The organism is Eisenbergiella massiliensis, from assembly GCF_003435485.1.
The window spans coordinates 41,173-67,894 of the sequence record NZ_QVLV01000018.1 but is presented as its reverse complement, the minus strand read 5'-3'; the positions used below and the strand labels follow the sequence as shown (position 1 = coordinate 67,894).

Below are 26,722 nucleotides of genomic sequence, written 5' to 3'. Positions count from 1 at the left end.
CAAAAATCAAGAAAACTTACACGTTCATCACACGCCCGATGAACTCACGGACCCGTGCATTAGGTGAACTGAAAAGCTCCTCCGGCGTTCCTTCCTGACAAATTACGCCCTGCTCCATAAAGATGATCCGGTCGGAAAGCTCCCTGGCAAACTGCATTTCATGAGTTACAATGATCATTGTCATATGCTCCTGCGCCAGCTGCCTGATTACCTTTAACACCTCCCCGGTCAGTTCCGGATCCAGCGCTGAGGTAGGTTCGTCAAAAAACAGGATTTTCGGCTGCAGGGCCAGCGCCCGCGCAATGGAAACACGCTGCTGCTGTCCGCCGGAAAGCTGATAGGGATAAGCATCCTTTTTATCGGACAGGCCCAGCTGGGCCAGCAGCTTTTCGGCGCGTGCCTCCGCTTCCTTCCTGGAAATGCCGTCCACCGTCATGGGCGCATCTATGATATTTTTCAGGACGCTGTAATGCGGGAACAGGTTAAAGCTCTGGAACACCAGTCCAAAATGCTTATGGATCCGCTTTAAATCCGCCCTGGAGGCATACACACACCTGCCATTTTCCTCATGAGCAGCCTTCTCCCCCAGAAAGGAAAGCTCCCCGCCGTCCATTTTTTCCAGCATGGTGGCGCAGCGAAGCAGCGTAGACTTTCCTGAGCCCGAAGGCCCTATGATGGAAACCACCTCCCCTTCCTTTACGGTCAGGGAAATATCCTTGATAACCTCCAGTTCCCCAAAGCTTTTTTTCATATGATTTATTTCAAGAAAATTCCGGCTCATTTTGTTCCTTTTTCTCCTATCCGTGTACTCTGTGTAGAAACGGAGCCCGGAAATACCGGGGAACCGCTTCCCCTGCATTTTCCCAGGCTTCTTTTGCCTTAACCTCTGTAATAATTCAGGCGTTTTTCCACATGCTCCATCACCATGGCAACTACCAGATTGAAAATATAATAAAATACGCCGGCCGCCATCAGCGGAGCTACGGAGGCCTGGGCCGCCGCTATCTGCTTGGCGATGGTAAACATCTCCGTCACGGTAAGCACAAAGGCCAGGGAGGTATCCTTTACCAGCGTTATCATTTCATTTGTCACCGCAGGGAGCACCCGCTTAATCACCTGGGGCAGAATGATTTTTACAAAGGTCTGCGCACGGCTGTAGCCCAGAATTTTAGCCGCCTCATATTGTCCCACCGGCATGGACTCGATTCCGGAACGGTAAATCTCCGCAAAGTACGCCGCATAATTCAGCACAAAGGCCAGGATTACCGCCACCATCCGGTAGCCCTTGGATATTTTCATGCCGAACACATAATAAGGCGCAAAATACACAACAATCAGCTGCAGCATCAGCGGCGTTCCCCTCATTACCGATATGTAAATTTTCGTTATGAAACGAAGCACCCCGATTTTGGACATCCTTCCAAAGGATAAAAACAATCCCAGCGGCAGGGAGAACAACAGGGTCAATACAAAAATCTCCGTTGTAATCAGCATACCCCCTGCGAGCTGCTGCAGCATATTTCCCAATTCCATGGCTTCCTCCACTTATCTTTCTTTCGTTTGCTTCGGGCTTTCCCAAATTCCTTAACCGGAAAAAAGCCGCTGTTGCGGCTTTCCTTCCGAATCTCTATCCGAGAATCATCAATATTTATTCACTGACTTACCGGCGGCTTCAGCCAGCTTCTGTTATTTTCCAAGGCAGATGCTGTCAAGCAGTCCGTAATCTGCGTACTTTTCCGCTATCTGCTTAAAGGTTCCGTCCTCAGCCATCTCCATCAGGGTCGCTTCAACCGTATTTTTCAGCTCCTCATTGCCCTTCTTAAAGCCGATGCCGTACTGCTCTGTGGACAGGTATTCCTTATGAGCCTCGCCGTCCAGAATCACATAGCCGCCGTCTCTGGAGGCAATCTGGTAATTGGCAACGCCGATATCAATGGCCAGGGCATCAATGGCACCCGCTTCCAGATCCATAAATGCCGTATTATAATCCGCATACTGGTTCAGCGCCGCAAAGGTATCGGCCAGCGCCTTTTCATCCCCTTCCAGGGCTGCCAGCGCGGAGGAATCCTTCTGTACTCCCACTGCCTTGCCTGCCAGATCCGCTTTCGTTTCAATTCCCGCGTCCTCAGCCACTACAAATACCTGGCTGTTATCCACATAAGGCACGCTGAAGGTATACTGATCCTCCCTGCCGTTCATTGTAAATCCGTTCCAGATGCAGTCAATCGCTCCGGAATCCAGCTCCATATCCTTGGAATCCCAGTCAATGGGCTGCTTTACCAGCTCCCAGCCCTGACGCTTGCATACCTCAGCCGCCAGATCCAGATCAAATCCCACATACTCACCGCTCTCATCCTTATAACCATAAGGCGGGAATTCCGCATCGAAACCAACAATAAACTGGCGTCCTTCTCCGTCCGCCGCCGCATCCGCACTCTGCGCCTGCGTGCTGCTTTCTTCCTCCTGTACGCTTTCCGCCGCTGTGCTTTCTGCCGCCGCGTTATCCGCTGCCGCACTGCTCTCCTGTGCCGCGCCTTCGGCCTGTCCGCTTCCTGATGTCTGTGTACCGCCGCAGCCGATCAGGCCAAACGCCATCACACCTGCCAACAGAATTGCCGCTGCCTTTTTCATAGTTCTTCCTCCTCATGCAGGAATACTGTCCCACAGCATCCCTTTACTAATTTATCGATTTAGCATACTAAATCATCACTGGCAATATCCTATCATGAGGTGATTTCCTGTGTCAAGACTGAATGTGATTTTTAATGTGATATTTTATTGAAGAAACAACATCCCGGATGGCAGATAGAGCATAATGACTTTTATGCATCAAGCTCTGCAGACAGCAATCAGATTCTGTCAAGCTTCTCCTTGATCTTCCGTTTTATCCTGAAAAATATGCGTGACGAATACTGCTCGTTTTCCACCAGCAATTCGTACGCTTCCATAACACCGGCAGAGTACACAAACCCGAAGATGCCTGCCGCAAATCCAAGGAAAACAAAGGAATGAAAATCCGACCATGCAATATATCCCCTCGCTGTAAAGCCCAGAACCAAAACGCCGATAATAAACAGCACCGTACAGGGAATGGCCACGGCCACATATCTCTTTTTTCGGAAAGCATACTCCTTCGATAATTCCTTCAGGTATTCATAATCAAATAACAATGGTTCCTGCTTTAAAATCTTATATTTTGCTTCCTCTGAAAACATTGCGAATACCACCGAAATAATTCCCGCCACAACGCACAGCGCCATTCCAAGCAGCCGCCATGTTGTCCCTGCCGGAAACATTACATAAGGGATACCGGCCAATGCCCAGAACATAAAGCCTGTTCCTACATACCGGCTGACTTTTTTCTCACTGATAATATATGCCTCCGCCATTTCCCTGCTCACATAATATCCCTTTTCGTCAGCACTCTTTTCTGTTTTTGCATCCTTTAATAAGAAATCTGTTGAAACCTCAAAGATATTAGATAATTGCAAAAGCTTTTCTGTTTCCGGAAATCCCTGATTATTTTCCCATTTACTGACAGCCTGTCTGGTTGTTCCGATTTGTTCTGCCAAAGCCTCCTGAGACAATCCTTTTTCTTTCCTTAGCTTAAAAATCTTTTCACCTAAATTCATTGCATGTATACCTCCTGTGATTTGATAGCAATATGCTGCCAGATCGCGCTGCCATTTTCCATATTTCAGGGAATGCACTTTGTCAATTTCAGGTTGCATCTATGTAATCCGATGAAAAAAAGTTTGCTTTTACTTCTGTATTCACTTTTTCGGAAGCCTTTCCAGCTTATGGAAGCCTCTCATATACCGGCACACATATTTATAGGTTTCCAAAACCGCCCGTCTGCGGGCATCCTTACCCACCTGTCCGCTGGTTTTGTAAAAAAGCTGCGTATTGCAGTATAACAGCTTCATGGGATCCTTCAGGCTGTTTTCTATTGTAAAATCCCCTTTCTCCTGGAACTGCCTGATATAAGGCTCTCCCTGTTCCAGGCATCTGGTAAGGCGCTCATAGCCGTTTTCTTCCTGACCGGACAGCAGCTCCCATACACCGAACAGATACTCGTCGGCTCCCCATGGATGCGGCCTTGCGGCATCGGCCCTGTCGTCCCACAACAGGCATTCCCTGATTGGATCCGGCGGCCCTGCCAGCATCGCCTGAAATAACGCCTGGCGTTCAGGCGCGAAAAAGGCCTCCAGGCAGTCAATCTGTTCCCAGCAGGGGAATACCTCTTCGGCAAGAAAGGTAAGAATCTGGTCAAATTTCCGGTTGATGCCCTCCGTATCTGTCCCGTTCAAATCAAATTGTATGACACCCCATCCGGAGAGCATTTCCTTACGGCGTTCCCCGTGCATGACATCCCCCGGCAGATTGAGGATATGGCTGCGGATGTCGTAGAGCGGGCAGATACAATAATCTATCGCCTCGTACCCGCCTCCCCTGAAATATCCCACAAAATTCAGATAGGAGACGATACCGTTCTGCTCCTTTACAAAGGTTTTGGGGCCTGCTTTTTTCATGCCGTATGCCCTGGCAAGAGGGGCAATTTTTGCCTGCATATTTTCCTTCAGGCGAAGGTGCATGAGGCTTTTGTTTTCCTTCTGGCTATCCTGCGGTAAAATTGGGCTGGCGCTCTGGGGTGGGGCCGGAACCTGATGAGGCAGGGCCGGAATTTGACCGGATGGATCAGGAACCTGCGCAGACGGATCCGGAGCCTGTCCCGGCGGCGTCCCCAGCCTCTTTTGCCAGTCGAAAGCCACCGGCGCCACGGGATGCTTTGCAAGAAAGGCCTCCCAGGCATCCATAACAGGTGAAATCCTCTCATAATAATCCTGCAGGCGTTTCTCCTGCCGCCGTTTGAATTCCTCTTCCGCCTTTATTTTGTAATAGTCAGAGCTGTTTTCCACAGGATATCCCTGCCGGTAAAAATAGTACAGAACTCCTTCCTGGCTGCGGCACATGGAGGCGTAATCCACCGGCCTGCCGGGTTTGATACGCTGGAAATAACCGGGGGAAAGGTGGGATTTCAGCTGCTCCGCATGAGCATCCCACCAGGCTTCCCACAGGGCAGGCTCCACCGCTCCCCGCACGGCCTGAAGAAACATATTTTCCATTTCATTGATAAAATCCATAGTCCATAACCTCCCAACGCCTGTATATGGCGCGGTACCGCATAACCCTTTGCGGCATGATGCCTATTACCCCAGCTGACCGCCGCTTTGAGCATCCTTCACTGCAGGAATGCTGAGAATTTTGCCCAGCTGCCATGCCAGGATTTTTCCTTTTATCCTGCCAAATACAAAAAAATGCACGTCTCTTCGTTTATCATAACCATCCTTCTTCCGGCATCTGAAACCGCAATTGCTCCCGCTACCTCTTCTTCCTTAACGAGGACCGAAAATAAATCCCACTGCATGCAGGGCATAAAAAGGCGGCATAAAACCTCAGGTTCCTTTGAAATCCCACAGAACAACGAATAGAAGCAATCCGATATGTATTAAAAATCTGTATTTAAAACGGCCTTTCTCAAAGATACCTTTCTATCCTGCATTGCTCCACAACACGTTTTCCCAATAAGGTAATGCACTGTTGCGGGCAACGGCTGATACAGCGATAGCACATTGTACACCGCTCGCCTGACTTGGCACTTCCATCCACTAAGGTTATATTTTTCATGGGGCATACCGCCGCACATTGCCCGCAGCCAATACACCTCGAACTGTCTATTTTCAATTTATCCGTATAACGCTTTGTCCGGTTATAAAAATAAAGTCTTTGGCCAAACAGCCCTGCCAGATGGCAAAAAGGGCCGATACCGTCCTGTGTCGGCGTTCCTTTCTGCGTATTACGTGCGGCTTCAGCAGATTTAGGCTTCAACTTTTTTTATCCATAAAACCTATAACAGAAAAAACAAGTCCAATCATCCCAATTATAAGAGTTAGCCACTCCATTCCAGATGAACAGCAACTAAATACAAGGGCAAATAATAATATAGCTATTCCTAATCCAATTTTTTTCATTTCAAAATTCTCCTTTGCACCTTCTAAACTGTCAACTGTAAAAGCATTGTACAGCGTTCCGGCTTTCACAGGGAATGCGCGTCTGGTATCGTCAATATACCTGAGGAGCTCCATTACCGCATTTAGTATACCTGTACTGTTTTCTAATGCTTTGTCAGTCATATGGCGTATATTCCCATATGACTGACAAAGCCTGCCTGCACCCGATTCGTTTCGCAGCACCTGTCTCTCCAACTTATTCTAATCGAGAATAAGTTCGAAATATGGTTCATCCACAAAGCCTGTATCTTCATACTGCCTGAACCCACATTGAACAAGGCCGCATTTCTTTGTCATGTTTAATGAAGCCTGATTGTCAGGGTGAACTGAAGCGTATATATATGTAGCCTTTTTGCCGGCCCTGAGCCATTCAACGTATGCTTTCAAAGCTTCAGTACCATAACCCTGATGCTGGTATTCTCCTGCAAGGTGAATAATGAGCTCAACATGAAGCGGGTCCTCCTCGTCAGGCTCTCCTCCACAAATACCCAAAAGCCTATCATTTTTTATTACTGCAAAAATCGCATTGCCATACGTGTTATACTGCCCCCGGTTGTATTCTATAATCTCAGGAATCTGCTTTCTTGCAATTGCGCCCCCACAGAAACGCATTGTCTCTGTGTTGCCCCAAACTTTGTTGAAAAGCTCATCCAAATCCCCCTGTTCAAGTAACCGAAAGCCTAACCTTTCTGATTCAAATATCATTGTTTTCACCTGTAAATTCAAATCTAAATCAGTCTCTTTAATTTTAATTCAAAAGAATGCCCTTCCTATTCTGAACATTTCAGCCCTGCTCTTTTTTTCCAATGCTATCGGAAAAAATTCACGTATAATTGGATACGTTAAGTTATCAGGCAGAGAATCAAAGAGTCCGATCTTCCCCATTTCACTGTAGTCCGGCAAATCGCCCAAAGTATGAATAACTGCAAAATATACCTGTCCATTCCCTTTATAGTGATAGCCATTCAATTCCGCATCTATGTAATAATCGCAGAGCGGCTCAATATCAAAATTAACCGCCCCGGTTTCTTCAAATAATTCTCTTTTTGCGGCCTCCATGGGTGTCTCGCCATTTTCTATCCAACCGCTGGGGTGCTCCCACGTATTCCGCTGTTTATGCATACAAAACACCCATTTTCCCCTATATATCGCCATAATATCTGCGGAAAAATAATTTCCAAGTGTATTAAAAGGACGGGCATAACACTCCATAAAACACCTCACTGTTTTTGTATTGCTCTCCATCAGAGCTTTTCTGTTTACTGCCGTCTGTCTCTGTACCTTCTTCGGGAAACTGTACAAACAGCTTTTTCTCCACAACCTGTAATTTATATTATTGTGCCAGTTTCTTCAGTCTGTCACCGGTAAGTCTATACACAGTCCAATCAGACATCGGCTCTGCATCAAGTGATAAATAAAAATCTATGCTTGGTTTATTCCAATCGAGGCAGCTCCATTCCAACCGGCCGCACTTACGCTCGACGGCAATTTCCGCAAGTTTTTTTAGAATGGCTTTTCCATATCCTTTTCCTCTGTACTCCGGTAAAACAAATAAATCCTCCAGATACAAGCCTGCCCTGCCTAAAAAGGTAGAAAAATTATGAAAAAATAAAGCAAAGCCGACTTCCTTGCCGTCAACCACCGCAAATATTACTTCTGCTTTTTGCCTGTCAAAAATCCATTCCTCCAGCATAATTTCATCTGCGATTACCTCATCCAGCATCTTTTCATATACAGCCAGTTCTTTTATAAATCTCAATATCAGCGAAACATCTTTTCGCTGCGCATATCTGAACTTTAATCCCACACTCATAATTTTATATTCTCTCCGGCAAAATTCTAATTTATATAATAGATACTATGTAAACAATGCTTGCAGATAGCAGAGAAATCACACTTCCCAACACAATTCCCTTTATGCCGCCTTTAATATGGAATAAATAATTCTTATATTCCTTATCCATATCTTCGGTTCCAGCTATTCTTAATTTTTTACTATGGCAGAATACACCAATATCAAGCACAATTACATCAAAGAGATTGACGGCAAGGAATAAGATAAACACATGTGAAAATGCTGTTTCAAATTTCTTAGCTCCTGAAAAATAGGCGACTGCCGCCAAAAGAGTAATGCACACAAATACAGCAATGAGTTTCTTCAATATATGTCCTTTTTCAGTACTTTTAACAGTATTTTTATATTCTGGCAAAGACTCTACTCTTTTTCTGATTTCTGGAGGATACGACATAATATACTTGATTGGGTTTTTATATTGTGTTGGCAGTATAATCAATGCAAAAATTATACAAGCAATCATACATTCTATTGCTAAAAGCATAGTTATTCTCCTTTACAAATTCAGTTTGTTTCGCTTTATAATCCAGGAGTTATACGTCACTTGTACTTTCGATAAAAAGAGAGAGAAATCAATGCCAAAACCATAGGCACACAAGCATACCCAGCATTAACTTTTCCACCTTTAAAAAGAATATATCCGGCCTCAACAAATGTTAAAATTATAAATATCATGCTTAATATCAAAGCCAGCTTTTTTATCATAATCTTCTCCGCCTATCCCGATTTTATCACTCCATACAAAGATTTACAGCTTGCTCAGGTTAATAAATTCAGAAAGCAGTTCTCTTGTATTCCTCTTCTGATGCCCTGTAATCATATTCTAATACTGTTAAGGGGATTCCAATCGCGCCGGCCTGTCTTTTTTATAAATCAATGCCTATCTCATGCATTGCAATTTTAGTTCCAGCGTTTTTATCAATTGTAAACAACGACAAAACTTCATGTTTTCCATATTTAATTGCGTAATATAGAGCCATTGCCGAATGTTTTCCACTGCTCCAGTTAAAATATGCTTTCTCCATATGTATTCTCTGCCAGACTAAATGTAAAATTGTCAGCCCCGCAAACCTGGGGCTACAACTGCATTGTTCCGGTTTTGTCAATTCATCAAACAGTTTTCCCGTTACAAATATTTATCATATTTCCCTTGGGGAAAAGGACTCTCCAACCCCAAAACCCTTGGCCACAGACCCGTATCATCAATAACAAATCCCATAATCATCCCCATATGAGTATGTAAATGTCTGAACTGCGCTAAAATCAACGTGAATTTGCAATACTCACAATCTACAGGATATTCTGTTTCATTCCTTCCCCTTCTCCCTGTTCAAATTTATCAAGTATGCCTTCGCTATCATGAATGCAAGAAATAACTTTCTATTGACTCTATTCTCTGTAAATATTTTTCCCGAAATCGTAGGCTTCCCTAAGGTGGTTCGTTTTATCAATCTGCGGTTTTCCATTCGTATCTCCGCACCCTCCGGCAAGCAGCATCCCTTTATCACGGAAACCCATATAATTGATAATCGTAAATTTGTAATAGGATACCGCCTGTTCATATGTCCAGAAAAAATCATCAGCTGATGTCATAAGTAACGCGGCATCTTTGACCGGATACCTTTCATACCGCCCTAACGGCGGATTCGGATCTTCCTCAGCAATGCAATAAAATCTCTCAATGAATGCCTTGATTTTGGAGGATAATGTCCAAAATAATAATGGCGATGCAAAGACGATCAAATCTGCCGTCTTAATCTTAGGAACAAGCTCATTAAAACCATCCTTTTGCACGCATGGTTTGCCATAACGGCAAGCGTTGCATCCGATACAGCCTTTCACCTCGGTCTTATTCAAGGAAATCTTTTCAACTGTATGTCCGGCCTCCATTGCGCCTTGAATAAACGCATCTGCTAACTGACTGGTATTACCGTTAAAGCGTCCGCCACCCTGTACCACTAATATTTTTTTCATCACAACCTCCTCCGCAAACTTTAATTTATCAGCTGCATAGACAGGAATTCATTTACTTAGCTTAGATATAAACTCACCCAATACTTTTTCACGGTTATACGATGTCTCATAATAAGACAACCCGTATAAAATGCATTGCTGCTTTAAATAATTACTGATGCTTACAATATCTGCACACTCTCTTTGTTTTTCTTCCTGCGAATGAAAATAGGTATAATCATCCGGTGTGTCATATAGCTGTAATATTCTAAGTCTTTCTTCCGGTGTAGAATCAGATGATAAAAAATAGGCTATATCACATTTTTCATCGTCAATATATGTTACATAATCTTCAGGTAATAACTGATATACATCAAAAATCACTCCGTAATCACATTCATCATATTCGCCGCTATCCATCATTGCCCTAATAAATGGAGTGATTTTTGAACTGATATGTTCCAAATTTCTCTGTGGGTCAACAGATGCTTCCGTATCAATATCAGTTTCCGGGAATACCTTTTCAATTCCAGCAATAATGGAATCCATGCTAATATGCTGATATCCCAATGTTTTTGCAGCTATTTGTGAAGCTGTACTTTTTCCGGCACGAGGTACTCCGGCTAATATTATATACTTTTTCACGTTTCCCTCCGCATACCATGTTTTTCTCACCTTCAGTTATTATTATCGCCCTTTTTATTTATTCAGGTATCGGTTCGAATTCTTTCAAGTCATCATCGGTAATTTCCCGGATTACCTTACAGGGGCTGCCTGCGGCAAAACACATCGGGGGAATGTCTCTTGTTACAACACTTCCGGCGCCAATTACCGATCCCTTACCAACAGTCACACCGGCGCAGATAACAACATTGCTTCCAATCCATACATTATCCTCAATTACCACTCTTTTACAGTACATTTCCCCACGGCTGCGCGCCATATAGTGCATTGGATGATTTGTGGTGCTCATTGTAACATTGGGCGCAATAAGAACCTTTTCCCCTATTATGATTTCATAATCATCAACCAATGTAAGATTGGAATTAATATACGTGCCGTTCCCAATCGAAACGGTTTTTCCCATCGCCAGTGTAAGCGGAGGTTCTATCCACACATTATCTCCGCAAAAAGCCAGCAATTTCTTTAAAATTTCCTCTCTTTTTTCAGTTTCCGTTGCTCTCGTCTGATTGAAATCCTGGCAAAGGCCCCTGGCGTATATTTGCTGATTCATGTTTTCGCCAGTATCAACCCATAATAAGCCTTCCGCCCTTCGCTCAGCCATTGACAGTGTCACAACATCATTTTTCTTCATTAGTTCTTCCTCCACTTTTATTGTCCGGTCTTATAAACCGGCAGTATCCTACGAGATCCGTTTCAGCCGCTTCTTTTCCATGAACCAACCTAACATTTTCCCAACCAGTTCTGATTTTGATTCTGATTAAAGTAATTATACTGTGGATTCCCCATAAGGGCAATCTTTATATACGCAGGCCGCACAGAATTAATAAAAAGATGAAAAAAGCGCCAATCATTATTGACTGACGCTCAGGACTGTTAAATATAAAACCAGCAAAGCAAACTGTTCCGCCATACCGGGACCTGGCAATTACCCCTTTTACCAGGCAGGCATAATACTCATCTAACCTTCTATCAGACCAAAAGCAAGGCCTGCACCCAAAACAAATGAAGGCATCCCCTGAAAATGTCATTATCCAGTATTTCCATCCTACTCACAGGCCCTGTTTATGCGTTTTATCTGCCTGAGACACGCAAAAATAAATGTGAATATATCAAACTTCTCTTATCGGAAAATACATATAGTTTATTCCCACAATACTCCCGTTTGCGTCTTTCTTTGCCAATGACAACAAAATTTTCCTTTATCACCTTAAACATTGTATTCCTCTTCCGTAAATTCAAATTCGAAGAAATACATCAGTTATCGGAAACCCTTATTAAATTTCTATCAATATAGCTTTTCACTGCAAGATCAATTGTTTCCAGGCAAGTATATTTAGGCTGATATTCTAAAAGCTGCTTTGTTTTTTCAATACTAAATACACCACTTCGCACAATATGATAATATGTATGTTCACATTCTTCGGAATTTCCTTCATACTTGCACCATTCCGGCCATGGAAGAAACTTAATTTTAGGTTCATGACCAAAATACTCATACATATGTTTTGCAAAACCATATAATGTTATATGTGTAGCAGCTTCGGCATCAAAAGCCTCTCCAAGTGCTTGGTTTCTATGAGTAATTGCTTTGTAAAATACCTGTGCAACATCATAACCATGAACATGATGCAGGATTTCCTGTCCAAAGTTTGGAAGTGCTATTTCTTTTCCATCAGCAATATCCTGAAATACTCTCATTGAAGTATTTCCCCATGGATTAATAATCGTCCAACCAGGTCCTGATATCTGTCCCGGCATGATAATTGTGGATGGAAAGCCCTCCTTTTGATACTGTTCCTTCAAGTATATCTCACTGGCAAACTTGTCTTTTCCGTATTCATCCAATGGTTCTTTTCTCAAATCATCAGGATTAAACGGTATTGTTTCTGCCATTCCATGAGCCCAGCAAGATGAGCAATAAAGATAATGAAACAATCCTGTCCCCCCGAATCCTTCGACAATCTTCTTGGTTTCCTTAATATTGAAGTTTACCAAATCCACAATAATATCCGGTTCCATAGCCTTTAGTTTTTCAATGAATTCCGAATCATTCTCTCTATCCAATAAGACACGTTTCACCTTATGCCACGCAGGTGCATCTTCATAAGGCATTGACATTTTTCTGGTAATCGCTATTGTTTCATATCCGTTATCTACAAGCATAGGTATAAGATAAGTGCCAATATGTCCTGCTGCACCAATTATTACTACACGCATTTTATTTTCCTCCATAAATTGCAAACTTTTCAGTTCAACAAACTGAAATATTCATGTATCCATCTTTTCCCATAAGCCATATCTTCTCATTAGACACAATAAACATATCCTTCTGAAATCCACTCTGGGAATATATCTTTTTACAGGGGTGCCATCCGTCATGTTTTAAAAATCCCGTTTGGTAAGCCAGCGAAGAAATTGACGATTCCTTCCGAGTTGGAACAAGAACGAATACGCTACGGGGTCTGATCGCTGCGGCGGGCTTTATATACCTCATTTTCCGAAACATAATTCACAATCATTTCTACTGCCTTATCAATACCTATGGAAGAATCCAGAACAAGCTGATAGTTTTTCCCATCATCCCAGCGCTTTCCGGAAATATGGCGATAGTAGGCACTTCTGGCTTTGTCTGAACGGTGGATATTCCACTTGGCTTCCTCGGGTGTGTCACCATAAATTTCCATAACCCGCCTGATACGATGTTTCTTCGGTGCATGGATAAATACACGAACCACATTGTCATAATCCCGAAGCACATAGCCTGCGGCTCTGCCAACGATCACACAGCTGCCATTGTCTGCGATCTGGCAAATGATTTTCTTCTGAGCATCTATAGCGTGGCTGACTGCACCGGTGCTTAGATACAGGTCACGAAGCACCTCGGGAGAATTCTTGTGAATATCAGAAATAAACTCCGCATCCAGTCCGCTTTCGTGGGCAGCCAATGCGATCATCTCTTTGTAATAGAACGGAATGTCCAGGCACTGCGCCACCAGCTTGCCAATCTGCTTGCCAGAGGAACCGTGCTGTCTTGCTATGGTGATAATAACGCCCGGTTTGGATGGCTGTAATGCAGGAGCTGCACCGGAAACGGGAATCTCAGGTCTTCTGTTTTTAACGTAGTCCGCCTCCAGAAACTGACGATAGAATACGATGCCCGCAATACTTGTGATAATTTCCGTTACCGGGAAGGTCATCCAGAACCATGTAAGACCAAAGCGGGAAAATACATATCCCAAAGGTACAAACAGTACCACTGTACGGATAACGGTCAAGGCTGTGCTTTTCAAGCTATAGCCCACAGCCTGAAAGAATACCGGAAAAATCAGAGAAGTGACCATGGGCAGGAAGCTGATGCCGACGAAGCGGAAACCGATGCACCCAATCTCGATTACAAGAGGGTCTGATGTGAATACACTGAGCATCGGTCCGGGAATGGAAGCAAAGCACAGCGTTCCTATTGTCATCATTACAAGACCGAAACCAATCGCAGTCATCAATGTTTTTTTGCAACGGTCAATGTTTCTGGCGGCATAGTTAAAGCTGATGATCGGTACGATACAGGTCTGCATGGCATTCAGCGGAATAAAGAAAAACGTCTGCCACTTATAGTAAAGTCCCAGCGCAGTAACAGCCTGATCGGAGAAGCCCGCCAGGATAAGATTCAGGCCAAGGATATAAAAGGTATACGCAGACTGCATGAGGATGTTGGGCATTCCCAAATGGAAGATCCTTGCAATGTATCGGGGATAAACCGCTTTTGCAGGTGAAGGGCGATAACCCTTCTTCATAACAATCAGTGCGGCAACGATCTGTCCTGCAACGGTGGCAACAGCAGCTCCGGCAATGCCCATTCGGGGCAGTCCAAACATACCAAAAATCAGCAAGGGGTCTAAAATAATATTCGTCACAGCACCGACGATCTGCGCAACCATCGGAGTTTTCATATCGCCGTTGGCCTGCAGAACCTTTGTCCAGATACTTTCTAAAAACAGGCCGAAGCTGAACAGGCAGACGATCCTGCCGTAAGTGATTACATCCTGAATGATCGTTTCGGATTCGGTGGACATCCTGGCATAAGCGGGCATAATGAGCCAACAGATCAGGGCAAACAAAAGCCAAAGGACTGTGGCCAACGGAGTACCCACACCAGCGTATTCATTGGCTTCCTTTTCCCGGCCTTCACCAAGCTTAGCGGCAATGATGGTGTTGATCCCAACACCTGTTCCCACTGCAAGAGCGATCATCAAAAGCTGAAGCGGATATACGATGGACAGAGCCGTTAAACCATCATCGGAGAATCTTCCGATGAACAGGCTATCAATAATGTTATACAGCGCCTGAATGAGCTGTGCCAGCATTACAGGCGGAGCCAATTTCAGAAGTATTTTACTGATTTTCTCTTTTCCGTAAAATGCAATCGTATCCATTTATTCCTGTTGTTCCTCCATAACGGTACATAATGCCTTATTATAATCCGATAAAAGCCCTGTCAGCATGGCCAGCTTTTCATCGCCGAGCAGTTCCAGCGCCCCGGTTTCCATTCCTTCCAGCGAAGCCAGCAATGGCGCGATATAGCCGGTACCCTTTTCCGACAGAACAAATGCCTTTTCACGCCCAATAGAGTGCGCACTGCTGTATTCCAGCAGACCGTCCTTTCGCATTCTGGTAATGACATTGTTCATTGTCTGGCGTGGAAGTAAATAGCTGTCGCAGATTTGTTTTTGGGTACAGAACCCGAACTCTCTGATGGTATAGAGCACGAGCATCTCATGATAGCTGATCCCATGCCGGGCAGACCACTCAGAGTAAATCCCACGGGCTTTGATGATCGCCCGATTAATGTCGTTGACAACTTTCAGTGACTCTTTGTTCATGTGTACCTCCTTCAATATAATCCCAAATGGGATTATACCACGAGTCAGAGTTTTTTCAATGGGGTTCACGGAAATGTTATAAAAAAAATGTCCGCAGGATTTCTCATACGGGCATTTTTAATCAGCTATCCAATGTTTTATATCCAGTTACAGTTTTCAAATATATCTCGGGATTGCCATTCAAGATAAGGTCAGAATATTCAAGAGGTGCATTACAGATCAGATAATCAAGTTCCGCTCGTTTTGATACGCACATACCTTAGGCCTCCGTCTATTTCAGCCGTTCCTGACTGTGCCCAATCATAGCCCCTGCTATGGTTGCAAACCACCTACAAAGCACACTCAATTTGACAACTTATAGTTGTACATCCCGGAAATATGGGGTTTTAAGGTAATTCTCATTAAACTCTATAGCTTCCGCATCATCGTATACAAAAACCAGCTTCTTTGAATTAGTCCCACACAATTTCCAAACAACTAAAATTTTCCGGAATTAATGGTATGCACGAATAAATATCTAGTTCCGAAGGATTTATTTCAATTACCCCGTCAGAACATAACCACTCGCAATTCACCAGTTTTTCCAGTTCTTCAGGCTGGATGTCCGCACATACTACGATAGAATCTCCCGCAAGATTCAATATTTCCTCCCCGCCACATTTAATAATTTCCGTATCATCATGAAGGGCAACACGAACCCACTCCACCTTGGGCAACCGCTCAATTTTTTTCAACAGCTCCCACATTTCACCAAGAGAAGGCCGGCCAAACTCCCATTGATTCGGGGCAATGGAATCCTCCTGCGTATTTCCTTTAAAAAATTCATCAAGGGTTAAAAGAGGAAAGCATTCCCCGTTATCTTCCATCAGTTCTTTGAAGCTTTCTGCATCTATCATATTTACAGCCTTTCTTTTAAAATAAACACTTTCCCCATTTAAAAAGTCGCTTCACACATTGTAATACAGCGCCCAGCAAACACCCAACTTATCTGCTACAGGCCGCAAGCAATGTAACCCACGGATAGAGTTCTTCCTTCTCTCGAACAACTTTATTCAAATATCCTTATAATAGCAATTATCTATAATGAGGAATATAGCCATCTTTATATGTACAAAAACATTCTGAATAGTCATTTTCAAACACACGCAAATATTCATCCATGTGTGGTGCCAAGGTACAGTTTCTTAACAAATTTTTTTCAATCCAATAGACCTTTCCTTCATCAGTAGCTATTCTCAATTCACCGCTATACTCTTTCGCTTTGTATAAATACACAAAATACTTAAAATCATCTTCACCTTCCCAATAATAAAATCCCTTACATTTAAGATTGGAGAGAAACAGTCCTGTTTCTTCCCTAAACTCACGAACTGCAGAATCATATATGCTTTCCCCTGCTTCAACCTTTCCCCCAGGGAAAGCAACTCCTTTAAATCTTTTTATTCTGTCAATTACTAACAGCCTATCTGCAACTTCCAACATCACCATATTAGTCATTACAATCTTTGCCATTTTTCCCTCCACATCAAACCAATAATACTCCCTCTTATTTCTTCTACAGTCCTACCTTTACATAACCAGATTGCGGGTCCTGTCAGCCTGTGGTTCCCGCGGGAGTTTGCCGGGAACCACAGGCTGACAGGGCCCGCAATCGTCCTCCCTCACTGCACTACGTAATCCCGGTACTCCTCCTCCAGTTTTCCCAGGACACCCTCCATCAGCTCCCCACACTTTTCTTCCTCTCCCGAGAAGAAAGCGCTCTTAATCTCAGCTACCACAGACTCATTCCTGGAAGCCGTCCAGCCCTCCTTGCGTTCCACCACAAGCTTTTCCAGCTCCAGGGACGCCTCATAATACTCCGGATGCTCCGTCAGGAAATTCAGATACTCCTGCTCCTTCAGATGCAGCCGCATCGCCGCCAGATAGGAAAGCAGGCTGGCGGGATCTCCTCCCAGACGGCTGGCCTGCTCAAAGGACACAGCCGCTTTTTCAAATAAGAACAGCTTGGCCTGCGCGCAGCCCATATTATGGTAAACCTTCCCCAGGAAAACAGGGGACAGTCCCTCGCCGTCATGAAGCAGCTTCTGGTATTCCTGCAACGCCAGCACATAGCGCCTGCTTTCCAGGAAATAATCCGCCCTGGCCTTCTGCTTCTCTGACAGCGTCACATCCGCGCTCACCTCCACCAGATGCTGTGTTTCCCGGATTTCCCGGTCGTCAAAATACCCTGTATACTCAAAAATTACGGTAACAAAGCTTTCCGGTTTCTCCTTATTTTTTAAAAGCATATTCAGCTTCTGTCCCAGATCCGGCAGGGCGCATTCCTTCCCTATCCAGTCAAAAAGCCCCCGGGTAAAAATATTTTCATCCAGCAGATACGCATTTTCCCGCAGGAAGAAGCACAGCTCCTCTATGGAAAAAACACGGACCCTGGACTTTTCAAAGGTGTATGGATTATCTGCCAGTCTTCCCAGACATAAATGGACCCTGCTCATGCGCCTCCGCCTCCTTTCGCTGAAATATGTTAAAATCGCTCCTGCCGTCCGCCAAGACTGAAAGTCTCCTCCCATATCTTATGGGATGCCGGGAACATTTCCCCAAAGCCCAGATCCTCCATCCGCAGCTTTACTGTATCCACATCCTCCAGAGAAACCGTCAGGCGTATCCTCGTCGTTCTCACAGGCCTCTCCGGAACCCCGTCCAGCGTTACGGTCACTTCCTTTACCTCACGCCCGGAAAGAGGCGTAATCCGCAGGGAAAACGCATGATCCTCGTTCAAAAGGAAATCACATTCCCTTTTTGCATCATACCAGTTGGTTCCTGCATCCAGCAGTGCAAAATAGGATTCCTCCCCCCTGAAGGCCGCCTCCAGCCCGATATTGGCCTTCAGCATGTCCTTGCCCAGATAAACGTAGCCGCTGCTGTTCTCACCGGGCTGCTGCTTGGCCCTTGCCCCATAGCACGCTCCCTTGCTGTACAGGTTGTTTCCCAGGAAAACACGCCTGCCGCGGCAGAGGATCGGCAGCGAACGGGTATACCAGTCACCTTCAAAACCGTCGCCTATCAGATAAACCGTATCAATGATTTTTCCCTCGCACACCTTTCCTAAAATCGCTGCAAAGACGCTGTCCATCCGCTGTTTTACAGCCTCCCGTTCAGCTTCCTCCTCCGGCAGGGCCTCTCTTGGCAGCTGCGGGTAATCATCCTCCCGTATCATCACCGTCACCGGCCTGGTATGCCGGTTTACCTCAAACATGAGCAGCTTCATATGGCTGCCCGAAAAATCGCATACCATCACATGATGCCGCCAAAGCTCCTCCGGCTGGTTGATATTATAATAGAAGAAGCTCTCCGCCCTGCTTTGGCAGGAAACCCGTTCCGGCGGCAGGGAAATCAGCGCCGCCACCCGGGACAGCACCTCCACGGTCTGCTTATCCACTTTTTCCAACGTAAAAAGGAACATGCCCGCTTTTTCCGGATTGACCGCCCCCGCAAGCAGCGAAAGGCTTCGTTTGATAAACAGGGAAAGCAAAACAGCCCCTTCATAGCTTTCCCCGTCCACCTCCACGCTCTCGCCCGCCAGCGCTTTGGAAAGCAAGTTTTCCACAAGGATGCCGTCACCGGCAGACGCATTTTTCAGCGCTTCCCTTCCATAGGTCCACACATCCCGATCCGTGCGCCGGCAGAGCACCGCGGGAATCATGTACTGCTCCTCTCCCATGACCTGGGTCAGTGTTTCCGGTTTATCCGCTCCCGGCATCCAGAAGCTGATCTGGGCAAACCTGTCGCTGATGTCATATCCGATAAACGCGCCTGTCCCGCTTTTCCTGTCCCCATTTCCCAGAAACATCTTCCTTCACCTGCCTTTCTTTTACGGCAGCCCAGTTAAAATTGAACCACGGTAACAGCCCCGATGGGGCTGAACCGTTATAAACCGCCGCTTTTTTTCTGTTACTGCCCTTTTATCTGAAACAGTCCGTCAGTCATCCACTCCGTCATCAGATACTGTTCCAGAAGCTCCTGTGCCTCCGCTTCCTCTCCCATCAGGCGGGCGGAAGCGATATCGTTAATCAAGCCATACCGGCTTTCCTTCACAAAAAGGCTGCAGTCCCCCATTTTCAGCTCGCCGCTGTCCAGGATCTCCCCGCTGCCGGAATTATCCGTGATAAAATACTGCAGGCTTTCTCCTGCAAACAACACAAAACTGGCCGTATAAATGCCCGCATACATATGCTGCAGCTCCAGGGTCCGGTAAGTCTTCTGCGACGCAGAAGGCTCGCTGCCGCCCGTTCCATTTGAAACTATCCGGTAATTGATCACTGCCGGACGCTCCCTTTGGCCCCGGAAAACTACCATGGTTTTATCCATCATGGGTTCCGCGCCTTCCAGGATATCCACATACTCCTGGAACAGAGGAAGCTTCATATTCTTGCTGATAAGCTCCTCCCCGAACTGCTTAATCAGCAAATCAACCCTTTCGCCGCGCTCGTCCCGGTTTCTTGCAAAATATTCCAGAAACGCCAGGCGGCACATATCGCTTAAGGGCTCACCCCTGGCCGCCACCCTGCCGATATCAGTGATGATGTAGCGGTCCATTTTTTCCCCGTTCATCAGATACAGGCCGCTGCACCTGTGCAGGAAAGCCGCTTCCAGCTCATTTTTCCCGCCGCCCACAATATACTGCCGTAAAAGCCCGGTGCGTTCCAGCACATTTACGCCGGTATAGAGCAGCTGCACCAGCAGCCTTTCCGTCAGGTTATAGGTGTCCACCGCAAAGTTCTCCGCAGCCCTCCGGATTTCCGTCAGTTCCTTACAGCTTCCCTCATATTGCTCCACCAGGTGCTGCAGGATATGGCTGTCATATTTTTCCCTGCCGAATGCGCTGTAGCAAAACCGGGTCATGGCCGCATCCTGGGTGCACAGGCCGGTTTCCAGCATTCTGCTGCACAGGCGCAGCAGGATTTTGGCATCCGCACGTCCCAGCTCCATTCCCTGCAGCCAGGCGTAAGCCTTTTCATAAAAGGAACGGAGCACCAGAAAGCCTGCCGCCTCATAAACATCCGACGCGTCCAAATCCTCTTTTTTCAATGTCTCCAGCAGCAGATCCAGCTCCTCCAGGTTCTCCTGTCCATAATAAAAACGCAGCAGCGCTATGCGTATCGCCCGGGCAAAGGCCGGGATCACGTGCTCATCCTCCGCAAGCAGCCGGAACCTGGACGCATTTTTTTCCGTAATCCGTATTTTTCCCTTGCTGCTCTCACAGCAGAACAGATTAAAGCCAAGGGAATTTTCCACAAAGGGCTCCAAAGCGCCCGCGCACCGGGCCGGATACATCAGCCGGTCGAGTACAAAGGGCCTTCCGGCGGCATAACGGTTATGGGCTTCATCCTCCAGAAGGATCTCATAATCCTTATCATAAACCGCCACATAGGCTCTGCCATCCTCCACCGGATAGGCCTGCTCGCCCCGCAGCCGGGTATGGATGACCACCGCCTGCCGGATATCCGATCCCTCGCAGTCCAGCTGCTGCATGAAAAGAAGGGGCGCCACTGCCTGGCAGTTATCCCTGGTCAGCATTTTTTCATCCAGGACGGTCTGATACAGATACGCCAGATGCCGGTTGATGCGGCCTTTATAGAGCTGCTGCAGCACGAAGCGGTCTATCTGGCTCTTGTAGGCCAGGTACAGCTCCGGGAACTCTTCCCTGTGCTTTTGCAGATAGGCATACAGGTAGGCGCAGTGTTCATAATCCAGATTGCTCTGGTAAGCAAAATACATGAGTACAATGCGGGGGATTTCCACTTCCTTATTCAAATCCACCGACATCATATAATATTCATACAGCCTGGTAACCCTCAGCTCCTGCTCCACGCCCCTGCGGTACCACAGGTAATATTCCGGGCCGCTTTTATTTCCCTTAATGAGCAGGGAACAGATGGCGGCAAGCAGCTGCGGATCACTTTTTTTCTCATAGCAGGCCTTCAAAATCCCGAACAGGCACTCCTTATAATATTTTTCCTTTCCTGCAAGATAGACCAGATGCCCCACCAGATCCTCGGAAAGGATTCCGTTCCTGGCGCCGAAATGCAGAAGCTGCAGTTCATAGGTATCCAGCTTCATCATCAGGGTTGGGCTGAAATTCGCCAGGTGCAGAGCCTCCAGATACAGCACGGGGCTCGTCCCGCTGCGCCGGAACTGTTCCTCCAGAAACAGCCATTTCTGGGAAACGCTTCTACCCAGGGGCGCCAGCATAAACAGCAGAAGCCAGGCAATCCGCCAGTTATCCCGGTATACCCGGTAAAAATCCTCCACCTGTATGGTAACCTCTGCGGTAAAAGCCTCATCCCTGTGATACAGGCTGCTCAGATACAGATAATAACAGTAAAGCTCCGGCGCTTCATCGTCCAGGGTGATATCCAGATGTTCCAGAATCCGGCCCGCATCGTCAAAGCGCTCCTCCGTAATCAGAAGATGCGCCTGATAAAGCCGTACCGCAGGATTCTTATCATCCAGCCGCTTCATCCGCTCCACCACCTCAGCGGTCTGCGCCCTCCACAGCACTGCATTCATCCGCTTCATTTTATAATCCTGATAAAGCCGTACCAGCTCCACCGTCAGACGCTTCATCTCCTGCCGGCGCCCGGTTCTCGCCACACGATGCTCCGCCCTTTTGATAATGGTAACAGATGCATACTGTGTTCCATAGGCATGTCTTAAAATGATCCTTCCGAAATTCTTTCCTTCATGCAGCGCCTCCTGATTGACAAACAAAGGCAGGCTGCACTGGTTTCCCAGGAAATCCTCCTCCCGCAGGATTTTTTTCTCCGTGGAAAGAAAACCCCCTTCCGTTTCCACCTCCAGATAGGTACAGCCCCAGCCGTTTTTTACAATCTGAAGCGTCTCCCCTCCCTGTCCCTGAAGGTTTGCCACCACAATTTCTGTCCGGGGAAGCACATATTCCACCGGCTGCTTCTTATGCACGGAAATGAGAAATTCCTCCACGTTATGCACATTTCCCGGATCTCTGGAAAGACCTTTGTACAGATTTCGGTATTTCCGGTCCTGCCCGCCCAGAACCCGCAGGAAATCAGGTGAATAAAACAGCTTCACTGCCTCTTCCCAGCTATTTCTCGCCAGGTTCGTAAACTGGAACAGATTGCCCAGCTCGCCCTCTGAGCTGACCAGCTCCTTATGTACCACCACCGCCTGAAACGGCACCTCATACTCACCCCGGTTGGACACGATCAGGAATCTTCCCCTGCGCTCCTCCCCCTCCCGCATCCCGCGGCTGTCAAACCGGTACTCTATATTTTCCACAGAGCCCGAAAAAAAAGAAGTCAGGCACTCCATACGCTCTTCATCACAGGAAACGTACCCTTCCGTCACCTGTCCGGGTTCCCCGGTTACCGTAAAGAAGCCTTCCTTCACTTCATCCTTTTCCAGGGCCAGACCCACTTCCTGACATGAGAGCTCCAAGGAACCGCCTGTTTCTTCCCAATCCTCTGTTGATATCCGCGCAAAAAGCTCCTTCAAAGTTCTCACCTCCTCATCTGTTTTTATTCAACTATAGCTAAAACACGTTGCATAGGCCTGTATATATTCTTATAGTATAATGCCACAGTGTTTCATAAAAAAATTGTAACTGTTCAGTACCCCTCACAGTTACTGCTAAAATCCATCCTAAATCGCCTTTGGCGATGGATTTTAGCACTCTTGAATCACTTTCTTACGGTCAACGCAAAGCGTTGACCTGCGCAGCTAAATGCGCTGACCTGCTGAACAGTTACAAAAAATTTTTTTTAGTCTGTCTCTTCAATTCAGCCCATTACGCCGTTCAATTTAGCATAAATATAGGTATCTTTCCAAAGAGGCCTGTTTTCGTCATCTTTCCAGAAATAAACATTTTGTCTTAAATGTGCTTCTCTCTCAAACCCCAATGCCTCTAACAATTTCCAGGAACTTGGGTTTTCAGGATCGCACTCAGCAAAGATTCTGTGTATACCCTGTGAAAATGCCTGTCCCACTAAAGCCAGACAGCTTTCCTTTGCATAACCTTTTCCCCAATAATCCTGGTTAAATACATATCCTATTTCAAGCCACTCAAAATCCCTATTTCCCAGATACACATTTCCTATCATTTTATGGCTTTCCTTTAATTCAACAGCAGTCATTTCATCTGTTGAAATCCTCCATTCAAGATTATGCCTTACTTCATCCATGCTCATAGGCCTGTAAGGTTCAAATTTTACCACCTCCGGATTTGATAAATATTCGTACAAATCCTGTAAATCACTTTCCCTGTACCTTCTTAAAATCAATCTATCTGTTTCTGCGATTACAGTTATCCCTTCCAAAAGTATTTCTCCTTAAATCTTTTATGCCCCTGCTGCTTTTTACATTTCAATCCACGAGGTCGTAAAGACCTCGACAAGATTCAACTTTTGTTTTTTTTATCTCAAAGAATATTTCAATCCACGAGGTCGTAAAGACCTCGACTCCGGAACGTGTCATTCGGCTGTTGTTTTTATTATATTTCAATCCACGAGGCTGTATAAGCCAGGTCTTGCTCTATAAACAGTAAATAAATACAACTAATATATCCTTTCGGCATTTACTAACAGCCAACATAAAGCTATTCAATAGACATACTTGTTTTTCAAACCAAAAAGATTTAATATCAGTATACAGTATAACATTACCAATAGGAATCCTGCAACATTTCAAAATAGAAGTTCGCGGACATTATTTCATTTCATACATTCGGATGTTCCGCCGCGGCATAGTCATGGGCTGAAGCGTGCCGCGGCGGTCTCCCCAATATATAAAATAATGTTCCCGAAAAAGGAGGGTATTATGGCTGCTTTTCATGGTAGTGATTTGGAAAAAATAGAACAGATTTACGGGATAAAAAAGGAAGAGATTACGGGATTTGGGGCAAATGTTAATCCGCTGGGTCTCTCGCCTTTCATGAAAGATTATCTGGCCGCTCATCTGGATGTGCTGTGTGCTTATCCTGACCGGAACTATACGGCGCTCCGACGGGCGATAGCTGACTATACCGGCGCGGATGCGGAAAATATTATGGTGGGAAACGGCTCCACAGAGCTTATCTCTGCTGCAATACAGGCCATACATCCTCATGCCGCAGTCGTACTCGGGCCTGCTTATTCCGAGTATGAGCGTGAGCTGACCCTGGCGGGAAGTGTGCTTCACTATTATGATCTGTGTGCGGAAAAGGATTTCGTCCTGGATGTGGAGGATCTGGAACGCTTTATTATGGAACATGCCGATGGTGCCAAGGCTGCCGGAGGGAAGCTGCGCCTGCCCGGGCTGCTTGTGCTGTGTAATCCGAACAATCCAACCTCCAGCGCAGTTCCGGCCTCGCAGATGCGCCTCCTTCTTTCTTTTTGCCGGGAAAATAATATTTTCGTCATGACAGACGAAACCTATGCCGAATTTGCACCCTCCGTATCGGAAATCACTTCCATTCCCCTGGCCGGAGAGTATGACAACCTCCTGGTACTGCGGGGTGTTTCTAAATTCTGGTCCGCTCCCGGGCTTCGTCTAGGCTATGCCGTCACCTCCAACGGGGAACTGCGCGGCAGGATTGATGCCGCCAAAAATCCCTGGACCGTCAGTTCCCTGGCGGATGCCGCCGGGCAAATCATGTTCACTGATAAGGAATACATTGAACGCACCCGTTCCCTTATCGGTAAGGAACGTGAACGCTGTATCCAGACTCTGGCCGCGATTCCTGAGCTTAAGGTTTACCCCGCCTATGCCAACTTTGTCCTGGCCCGCAGCCTCAATCCGGAAATAACGGCCCGGACTCTCTTTGAGGCCGCTATCCGCCGTAAAATGATGATTCGGGACTGCTCCGACTTTCATAGCCTTAACGACAGCTATTTCCGTTTTTGCTTCATGCTGCCGGAGGATAATACACGGCTGCTTACCTGTATCCGGGAGTTGTTCGCGTAACCGAAGCCCTGCTGCAGGCAACGAAATAACAAGGTAACGGTTCAGCCAGGCCTGCTGCCCTGCCGGACGGTGGGATTTTGCTGTCCCACAAAGCGGTGGAATTTTATAATCCTGCAGAGCGGCGGGGTTTTACAGTCCTGCAGAACAGTGGTATTTATCATTGACAGCCGCAGGATACTGCAATAGAATTAAAACAGAAATAATAACGGGAAAAGGTGATGTGAATCCGGCGTATCGGATGCTGTATAACCGGCAGCATGGATATTGCTGGAGAAGAGCGGATAAAATCAATTCAACAGGAAACGAAGGGCTGTTTTAACAGCTTACTTTTTGTGCCTGGCACTTGATTTTATTTACTCTTCAACTAACACTTCAGCTTTTGAGTCTTAGCCGCAGAGTAAAATCTGCGGCTTTTTCTGTTTATGAAAGGAGCAGTAAAATGAACAACAAAATTATCGAAGCCTTGAAAAAACCAGCGGTCTATACACCGTCAGGCACCGCCTTCTGGGATGATGATTACATCTCCGGACAAATGCTTAAGGCGCATCTGGATCCGGACTTCGAGGGCGCCAGCAGGAAGCTTTTATTTATTGAAAAATCAGCAGCATGGCTCAGCGATCTTGTACCGCCATCTGATTATCCACAGCTTCTTGATATCGGCTGCGGCCCCGGCATTTATGCTGAAAGATTTGCCCGGGCAGGCTATCAGGTTACTGGCGTGGATTTTTCAAGACGTTCCATTGACTATGCCAGACAGTCCGCCCGGAGCCAGGGCCTGGATATTTCTTATCTATATCAGAATTATCTGGAGATGGAGCTGCCGCAGTCCTTTGATTTTGCCGTTATGATCTATTGCGATTATGGCGCGCTGTCCGCTGACGGCAGGAAAAATATCATGGACCGGGTTTACCGGCAGCTGAAGCCGGGCGGCTGCTTCGTGCTGGATGTATTTTCCATGGCCGCCTACCATCATTTCCGGGAACGGCAGACCTGGGAGCTTTGCCAAAGCGGCGGCTTCTGGCGTCCCGGCGAATATGCCGCTTTCCAGGGTTATTATAAATACCCCGAAAATGTAACCCTGGATCTGACAGTCGTCGTTTCCGGTAAGGAGATCACTCCCTATTACCTGTGGAACACTTATTTTACCGTGGAAAGTCTGGCCGGAGAGGCCGAAAATGCAGGCTTTAAGGTTCACGGTGTCTTCGGGGATATTGCCGGCGCACCCTTTTGCAGGGAAAACGATACCCTTTCCATATTTTTAAAAAAGTAAAGAATTCTATTGACATTCTATATTTATTGTTATA

General features: G+C 46.2%; 28 protein-coding genes. 2 read left to right on the top strand and 26 right to left on the bottom strand.

The window, feature by feature from the left end; genetic code table 11:
- Positions 1 to 16 precede the first annotated feature (16 nt).
- The 26 genes from DXC51_RS20990 to DXC51_RS20875 form a co-directional block, all read right to left on the bottom strand.
- Positions 17 to 781 carry an amino acid ABC transporter ATP-binding protein gene (locus tag DXC51_RS20990; protein ID WP_025491256.1) on the bottom strand — a complete coding sequence of 255 codons (765 nt, stop codon included), beginning with the start codon at positions 779 to 781 and terminating at the stop codon, positions 17 to 19.
- Between the two features lie 98 nt (positions 782 to 879).
- Positions 880 to 1,533, bottom strand: a complete 654-nt coding sequence (locus DXC51_RS20985; RefSeq protein WP_102289667.1) for an amino acid ABC transporter permease — start codon at positions 1,531 to 1,533, stop codon at positions 880 to 882.
- 153 nt (positions 1,534 to 1,686) lie between these two features.
- Positions 1,687 to 2,631, bottom strand: coding sequence for an amino acid ABC transporter substrate-binding protein (locus DXC51_RS20980; protein ID WP_021637293.1), 945 nt, complete (start codon positions 2,629 to 2,631; stop codon positions 1,687 to 1,689).
- A gap of 218 nt (positions 2,632 to 2,849) precedes the next feature.
- On the bottom strand, positions 2,850 to 3,632 hold the full coding sequence (locus DXC51_RS20975) for a helix-turn-helix domain-containing protein (RefSeq protein WP_025491254.1): 783 nt from the start codon (positions 3,630 to 3,632) through the stop codon (positions 2,850 to 2,852).
- 141 nt (positions 3,633 to 3,773) lie between these two features.
- Positions 3,774 to 5,144 carry a hypothetical protein gene (locus DXC51_RS20970; protein ID WP_117545347.1) on the bottom strand — a complete coding sequence of 457 codons (1,371 nt, stop codon included), beginning with the start codon at positions 5,142 to 5,144 and terminating at the stop codon, positions 3,774 to 3,776.
- Between the two features lie 394 nt (positions 5,145 to 5,538).
- Positions 5,539 to 5,889 (bottom strand): 4Fe-4S dicluster domain-containing protein, encoded by a 351-nt coding sequence (locus DXC51_RS30655; protein ID WP_117545346.1) that lies wholly within the window; start codon positions 5,887 to 5,889, stop codon positions 5,539 to 5,541.
- Complete coding sequence (locus DXC51_RS20960; RefSeq protein WP_117545345.1) at positions 5,886 to 6,194, bottom strand: hypothetical protein; 309 nt, start codon at positions 6,192 to 6,194, stop codon at positions 5,886 to 5,888. Before DXC51_RS20960 ends, DXC51_RS30655 begins: the two co-directional genes overlap by 4 nt.
- A gap of 78 nt (positions 6,195 to 6,272) precedes the next feature.
- Positions 6,273 to 6,776 carry a GNAT family N-acetyltransferase gene (locus DXC51_RS20955; protein WP_117545344.1) on the bottom strand — a complete coding sequence of 168 codons (504 nt, stop codon included), beginning with the start codon at positions 6,774 to 6,776 and terminating at the stop codon, positions 6,273 to 6,275.
- A 48-nt stretch (positions 6,777 to 6,824) separates the two neighbouring features.
- The gene (locus tag DXC51_RS20950; RefSeq protein ID WP_243003243.1) at positions 6,825 to 7,193 is read right to left on the bottom strand and encodes an NUDIX domain-containing protein; all 369 of its coding nucleotides are present in this window, start codon (positions 7,191 to 7,193) and stop codon (positions 6,825 to 6,827) included.
- Between the two features lie 211 nt (positions 7,194 to 7,404).
- Complete coding sequence (locus DXC51_RS20945; protein WP_117545343.1) at positions 7,405 to 7,884, bottom strand: GNAT family N-acetyltransferase; 480 nt, start codon at positions 7,882 to 7,884, stop codon at positions 7,405 to 7,407.
- Positions 7,885 to 7,915: 31 nt separating this feature from the next.
- Positions 7,916 to 8,410 carry a hypothetical protein gene (locus DXC51_RS29625; RefSeq protein ID WP_021637282.1) on the bottom strand — a complete coding sequence of 165 codons (495 nt, stop codon included), beginning with the start codon at positions 8,408 to 8,410 and terminating at the stop codon, positions 7,916 to 7,918.
- 56 nt (positions 8,411 to 8,466) lie between these two features.
- On the bottom strand, positions 8,467 to 8,631 hold the full coding sequence (locus DXC51_RS29620; RefSeq protein ID WP_181970153.1) for a hypothetical protein: 165 nt from the start codon (positions 8,629 to 8,631) through the stop codon (positions 8,467 to 8,469).
- A gap of 161 nt (positions 8,632 to 8,792) precedes the next feature.
- On the bottom strand, positions 8,793 to 8,951 hold the full coding sequence (locus DXC51_RS29615) for an adenine nucleotide alpha hydrolase family protein (protein WP_180998334.1): 159 nt from the start codon (positions 8,949 to 8,951) through the stop codon (positions 8,793 to 8,795).
- Positions 8,952 to 9,315: 364 nt separating this feature from the next.
- Positions 9,316 to 9,900, bottom strand: coding sequence for a flavodoxin family protein (locus DXC51_RS20935; protein WP_117545342.1), 585 nt, complete (start codon positions 9,898 to 9,900; stop codon positions 9,316 to 9,318).
- A gap of 48 nt (positions 9,901 to 9,948) precedes the next feature.
- Positions 9,949 to 10,524 carry a hypothetical protein gene (locus tag DXC51_RS20930; RefSeq protein ID WP_117545341.1) on the bottom strand — a complete coding sequence of 192 codons (576 nt, stop codon included), beginning with the start codon at positions 10,522 to 10,524 and terminating at the stop codon, positions 9,949 to 9,951.
- 58 nt (positions 10,525 to 10,582) lie between these two features.
- Entirely contained in the window at positions 10,583 to 11,194 is a 612-nt protein-coding gene (locus DXC51_RS20925; RefSeq protein WP_102289675.1) for a sugar O-acetyltransferase, read from the bottom strand.
- Positions 11,195 to 11,817: 623 nt separating this feature from the next.
- Positions 11,818 to 12,780, bottom strand: coding sequence for an NAD-dependent epimerase/dehydratase family protein (locus DXC51_RS20920; protein ID WP_117545340.1), 963 nt, complete (start codon positions 12,778 to 12,780; stop codon positions 11,818 to 11,820).
- A gap of 236 nt (positions 12,781 to 13,016) precedes the next feature.
- Entirely contained in the window at positions 13,017 to 14,993 is a 1,977-nt protein-coding gene (locus tag DXC51_RS29610) for an MATE family efflux transporter (protein WP_181970150.1), read from the bottom strand.
- The gene (locus DXC51_RS20905; RefSeq protein WP_117545338.1) at positions 14,994 to 15,440 is read right to left on the bottom strand and encodes a MarR family winged helix-turn-helix transcriptional regulator; all 447 of its coding nucleotides are present in this window, start codon (positions 15,438 to 15,440) and stop codon (positions 14,994 to 14,996) included.
- Between the two features lie 121 nt (positions 15,441 to 15,561).
- Complete coding sequence (locus tag DXC51_RS30110) at positions 15,562 to 15,696, bottom strand: DUF6061 family protein (protein WP_330413862.1); 135 nt, start codon at positions 15,694 to 15,696, stop codon at positions 15,562 to 15,564.
- A gap of 196 nt (positions 15,697 to 15,892) precedes the next feature.
- Positions 15,893 to 16,336 carry a YfbO family protein gene (locus DXC51_RS20900; RefSeq protein WP_117545337.1) on the bottom strand — a complete coding sequence of 148 codons (444 nt, stop codon included), beginning with the start codon at positions 16,334 to 16,336 and terminating at the stop codon, positions 15,893 to 15,895.
- 178 nt (positions 16,337 to 16,514) lie between these two features.
- Positions 16,515 to 16,952, bottom strand: coding sequence for an 8-oxo-dGTP diphosphatase (locus tag DXC51_RS20895; RefSeq protein ID WP_117545336.1), 438 nt, complete (start codon positions 16,950 to 16,952; stop codon positions 16,515 to 16,517).
- Positions 16,953 to 17,101: 149 nt separating this feature from the next.
- Positions 17,102 to 17,935: a hypothetical protein gene (locus tag DXC51_RS20890; RefSeq protein ID WP_021637269.1), complete on the bottom strand. Its 834-nt coding sequence runs from the start codon at positions 17,933 to 17,935 to the stop codon at positions 17,102 to 17,104.
- Positions 17,936 to 17,964: 29 nt separating this feature from the next.
- Positions 17,965 to 19,290: a DUF5716 family protein gene (locus DXC51_RS20885; protein WP_117545335.1), complete on the bottom strand. Its 1,326-nt coding sequence runs from the start codon at positions 19,288 to 19,290 to the stop codon at positions 17,965 to 17,967.
- 101 nt (positions 19,291 to 19,391) lie between these two features.
- Positions 19,392 to 22,973 (bottom strand): DUF5717 family protein, encoded by a 3,582-nt coding sequence (locus tag DXC51_RS20880; protein ID WP_117545334.1) that lies wholly within the window; start codon positions 22,971 to 22,973, stop codon positions 19,392 to 19,394.
- Between the two features lie 284 nt (positions 22,974 to 23,257).
- On the bottom strand, positions 23,258 to 23,794 hold the full coding sequence (locus tag DXC51_RS20875) for a GNAT family N-acetyltransferase (RefSeq protein WP_117545333.1): 537 nt from the start codon (positions 23,792 to 23,794) through the stop codon (positions 23,258 to 23,260).
- Positions 23,795 to 24,293: 499 nt separating this feature from the next.
- On the opposite strand from DXC51_RS20875, the gene DXC51_RS20870 reads away from it, so the two are divergent.
- Both DXC51_RS20870 and DXC51_RS20865 read left to right on the top strand, forming a co-directional pair.
- Positions 24,294 to 25,418, top strand: a complete 1,125-nt coding sequence (locus DXC51_RS20870) for a pyridoxal phosphate-dependent aminotransferase (RefSeq protein ID WP_102289682.1) — start codon at positions 24,294 to 24,296, stop codon at positions 25,416 to 25,418.
- 439 nt (positions 25,419 to 25,857) lie between these two features.
- Positions 25,858 to 26,688 (top strand): class I SAM-dependent methyltransferase, encoded by an 831-nt coding sequence (locus tag DXC51_RS20865; protein ID WP_117545332.1) that lies wholly within the window; start codon positions 25,858 to 25,860, stop codon positions 26,686 to 26,688.
- The last annotated feature ends 34 nt before the right edge of the window (positions 26,689 to 26,722 follow it).

What these genes read in the sequence shown, in the direction of transcription:
- DXC51_RS20990 (WP_025491256.1), bottom strand. Translation starts at nt 781, where the DNA reads ATGAGCCGGAATTTTCTTGAAATAAATCATATGAAAAAAAGCTTTGGG.
- DXC51_RS20985 (WP_102289667.1), bottom strand. Translation starts at nt 1,533, where the DNA reads ATGGAATTGGGAAATATGCTGCAGCAGCTCGCAGGGGGTATGCTGATT.
- DXC51_RS20980 (WP_021637293.1), bottom strand. Translation starts at nt 2,631, where the DNA reads ATGAAAAAGGCAGCGGCAATTCTGTTGGCAGGTGTGATGGCGTTTGGC.
- DXC51_RS20975 (WP_025491254.1), bottom strand. Translation starts at nt 3,632, where the DNA reads ATGAATTTAGGTGAAAAGATTTTTAAGCTAAGGAAAGAAAAAGGATTG.
- DXC51_RS20970 (WP_117545347.1), bottom strand. Translation starts at nt 5,144, where the DNA reads ATGGATTTTATCAATGAAATGGAAAATATGTTTCTTCAGGCCGTGCGG.
- DXC51_RS20960 (WP_117545345.1), bottom strand. Translation starts at nt 6,194, where the DNA reads ATGACTGACAAAGCATTAGAAAACAGTACAGGTATACTAAATGCGGTA.
- DXC51_RS20955 (WP_117545344.1), bottom strand. Translation starts at nt 6,776, where the DNA reads ATGATATTTGAATCAGAAAGGTTAGGCTTTCGGTTACTTGAACAGGGG.
- DXC51_RS20950 (WP_243003243.1), bottom strand. Translation starts at nt 7,193, where the DNA reads ATGCATAAACAGCGGAATACGTGGGAGCACCCCAGCGGTTGGATAGAA.
- DXC51_RS20945 (WP_117545343.1), bottom strand. Translation starts at nt 7,884, where the DNA reads ATGAGTGTGGGATTAAAGTTCAGATATGCGCAGCGAAAAGATGTTTCG.
- DXC51_RS29625 (WP_021637282.1), bottom strand. Translation starts at nt 8,410, where the DNA reads ATGCTTTTAGCAATAGAATGTATGATTGCTTGTATAATTTTTGCATTG.
- DXC51_RS29620 (WP_181970153.1), bottom strand. Translation starts at nt 8,631, where the DNA reads ATGATAAAAAAGCTGGCTTTGATATTAAGCATGATATTTATAATTTTA.
- DXC51_RS29615 (WP_180998334.1), bottom strand. Translation starts at nt 8,951, where the DNA reads ATGGAGAAAGCATATTTTAACTGGAGCAGTGGAAAACATTCGGCAATG.
- DXC51_RS20935 (WP_117545342.1), bottom strand. Translation starts at nt 9,900, where the DNA reads ATGAAAAAAATATTAGTGGTACAGGGTGGCGGACGCTTTAACGGTAAT.
- DXC51_RS20925 (WP_102289675.1), bottom strand. Translation starts at nt 11,194, where the DNA reads ATGAAGAAAAATGATGTTGTGACACTGTCAATGGCTGAGCGAAGGGCG.
- DXC51_RS20920 (WP_117545340.1), bottom strand. Translation starts at nt 12,780, where the DNA reads ATGCGTGTAGTAATAATTGGTGCAGCAGGACATATTGGCACTTATCTT.
- DXC51_RS29610 (WP_181970150.1), bottom strand. Translation starts at nt 14,993, where the DNA reads ATGGATACGATTGCATTTTACGGAAAAGAGAAAATCAGTAAAATACTT.
- DXC51_RS20905 (WP_117545338.1), bottom strand. Translation starts at nt 15,440, where the DNA reads ATGAACAAAGAGTCACTGAAAGTTGTCAACGACATTAATCGGGCGATC.
- DXC51_RS30110 (WP_330413862.1), bottom strand. Translation starts at nt 15,696, where the DNA reads ATGTGCGTATCAAAACGAGCGGAACTTGATTATCTGATCTGTAATGCA.
- DXC51_RS20900 (WP_117545337.1), bottom strand. Translation starts at nt 16,336, where the DNA reads ATGATAGATGCAGAAAGCTTCAAAGAACTGATGGAAGATAACGGGGAA.
- DXC51_RS20895 (WP_117545336.1), bottom strand. Translation starts at nt 16,952, where the DNA reads ATGGCAAAGATTGTAATGACTAATATGGTGATGTTGGAAGTTGCAGAT.
- DXC51_RS20890 (WP_021637269.1), bottom strand. Translation starts at nt 17,935, where the DNA reads ATGAGCAGGGTCCATTTATGTCTGGGAAGACTGGCAGATAATCCATAC.
- DXC51_RS20885 (WP_117545335.1), bottom strand. Translation starts at nt 19,290, where the DNA reads ATGTTTCTGGGAAATGGGGACAGGAAAAGCGGGACAGGCGCGTTTATC.
- DXC51_RS20870 (WP_102289682.1), top strand. Translation starts at nt 24,294, where the DNA reads ATGGCTGCTTTTCATGGTAGTGATTTGGAAAAAATAGAACAGATTTAC.
- DXC51_RS20865 (WP_117545332.1), top strand. Translation starts at nt 25,858, where the DNA reads ATGAACAACAAAATTATCGAAGCCTTGAAAAAACCAGCGGTCTATACA.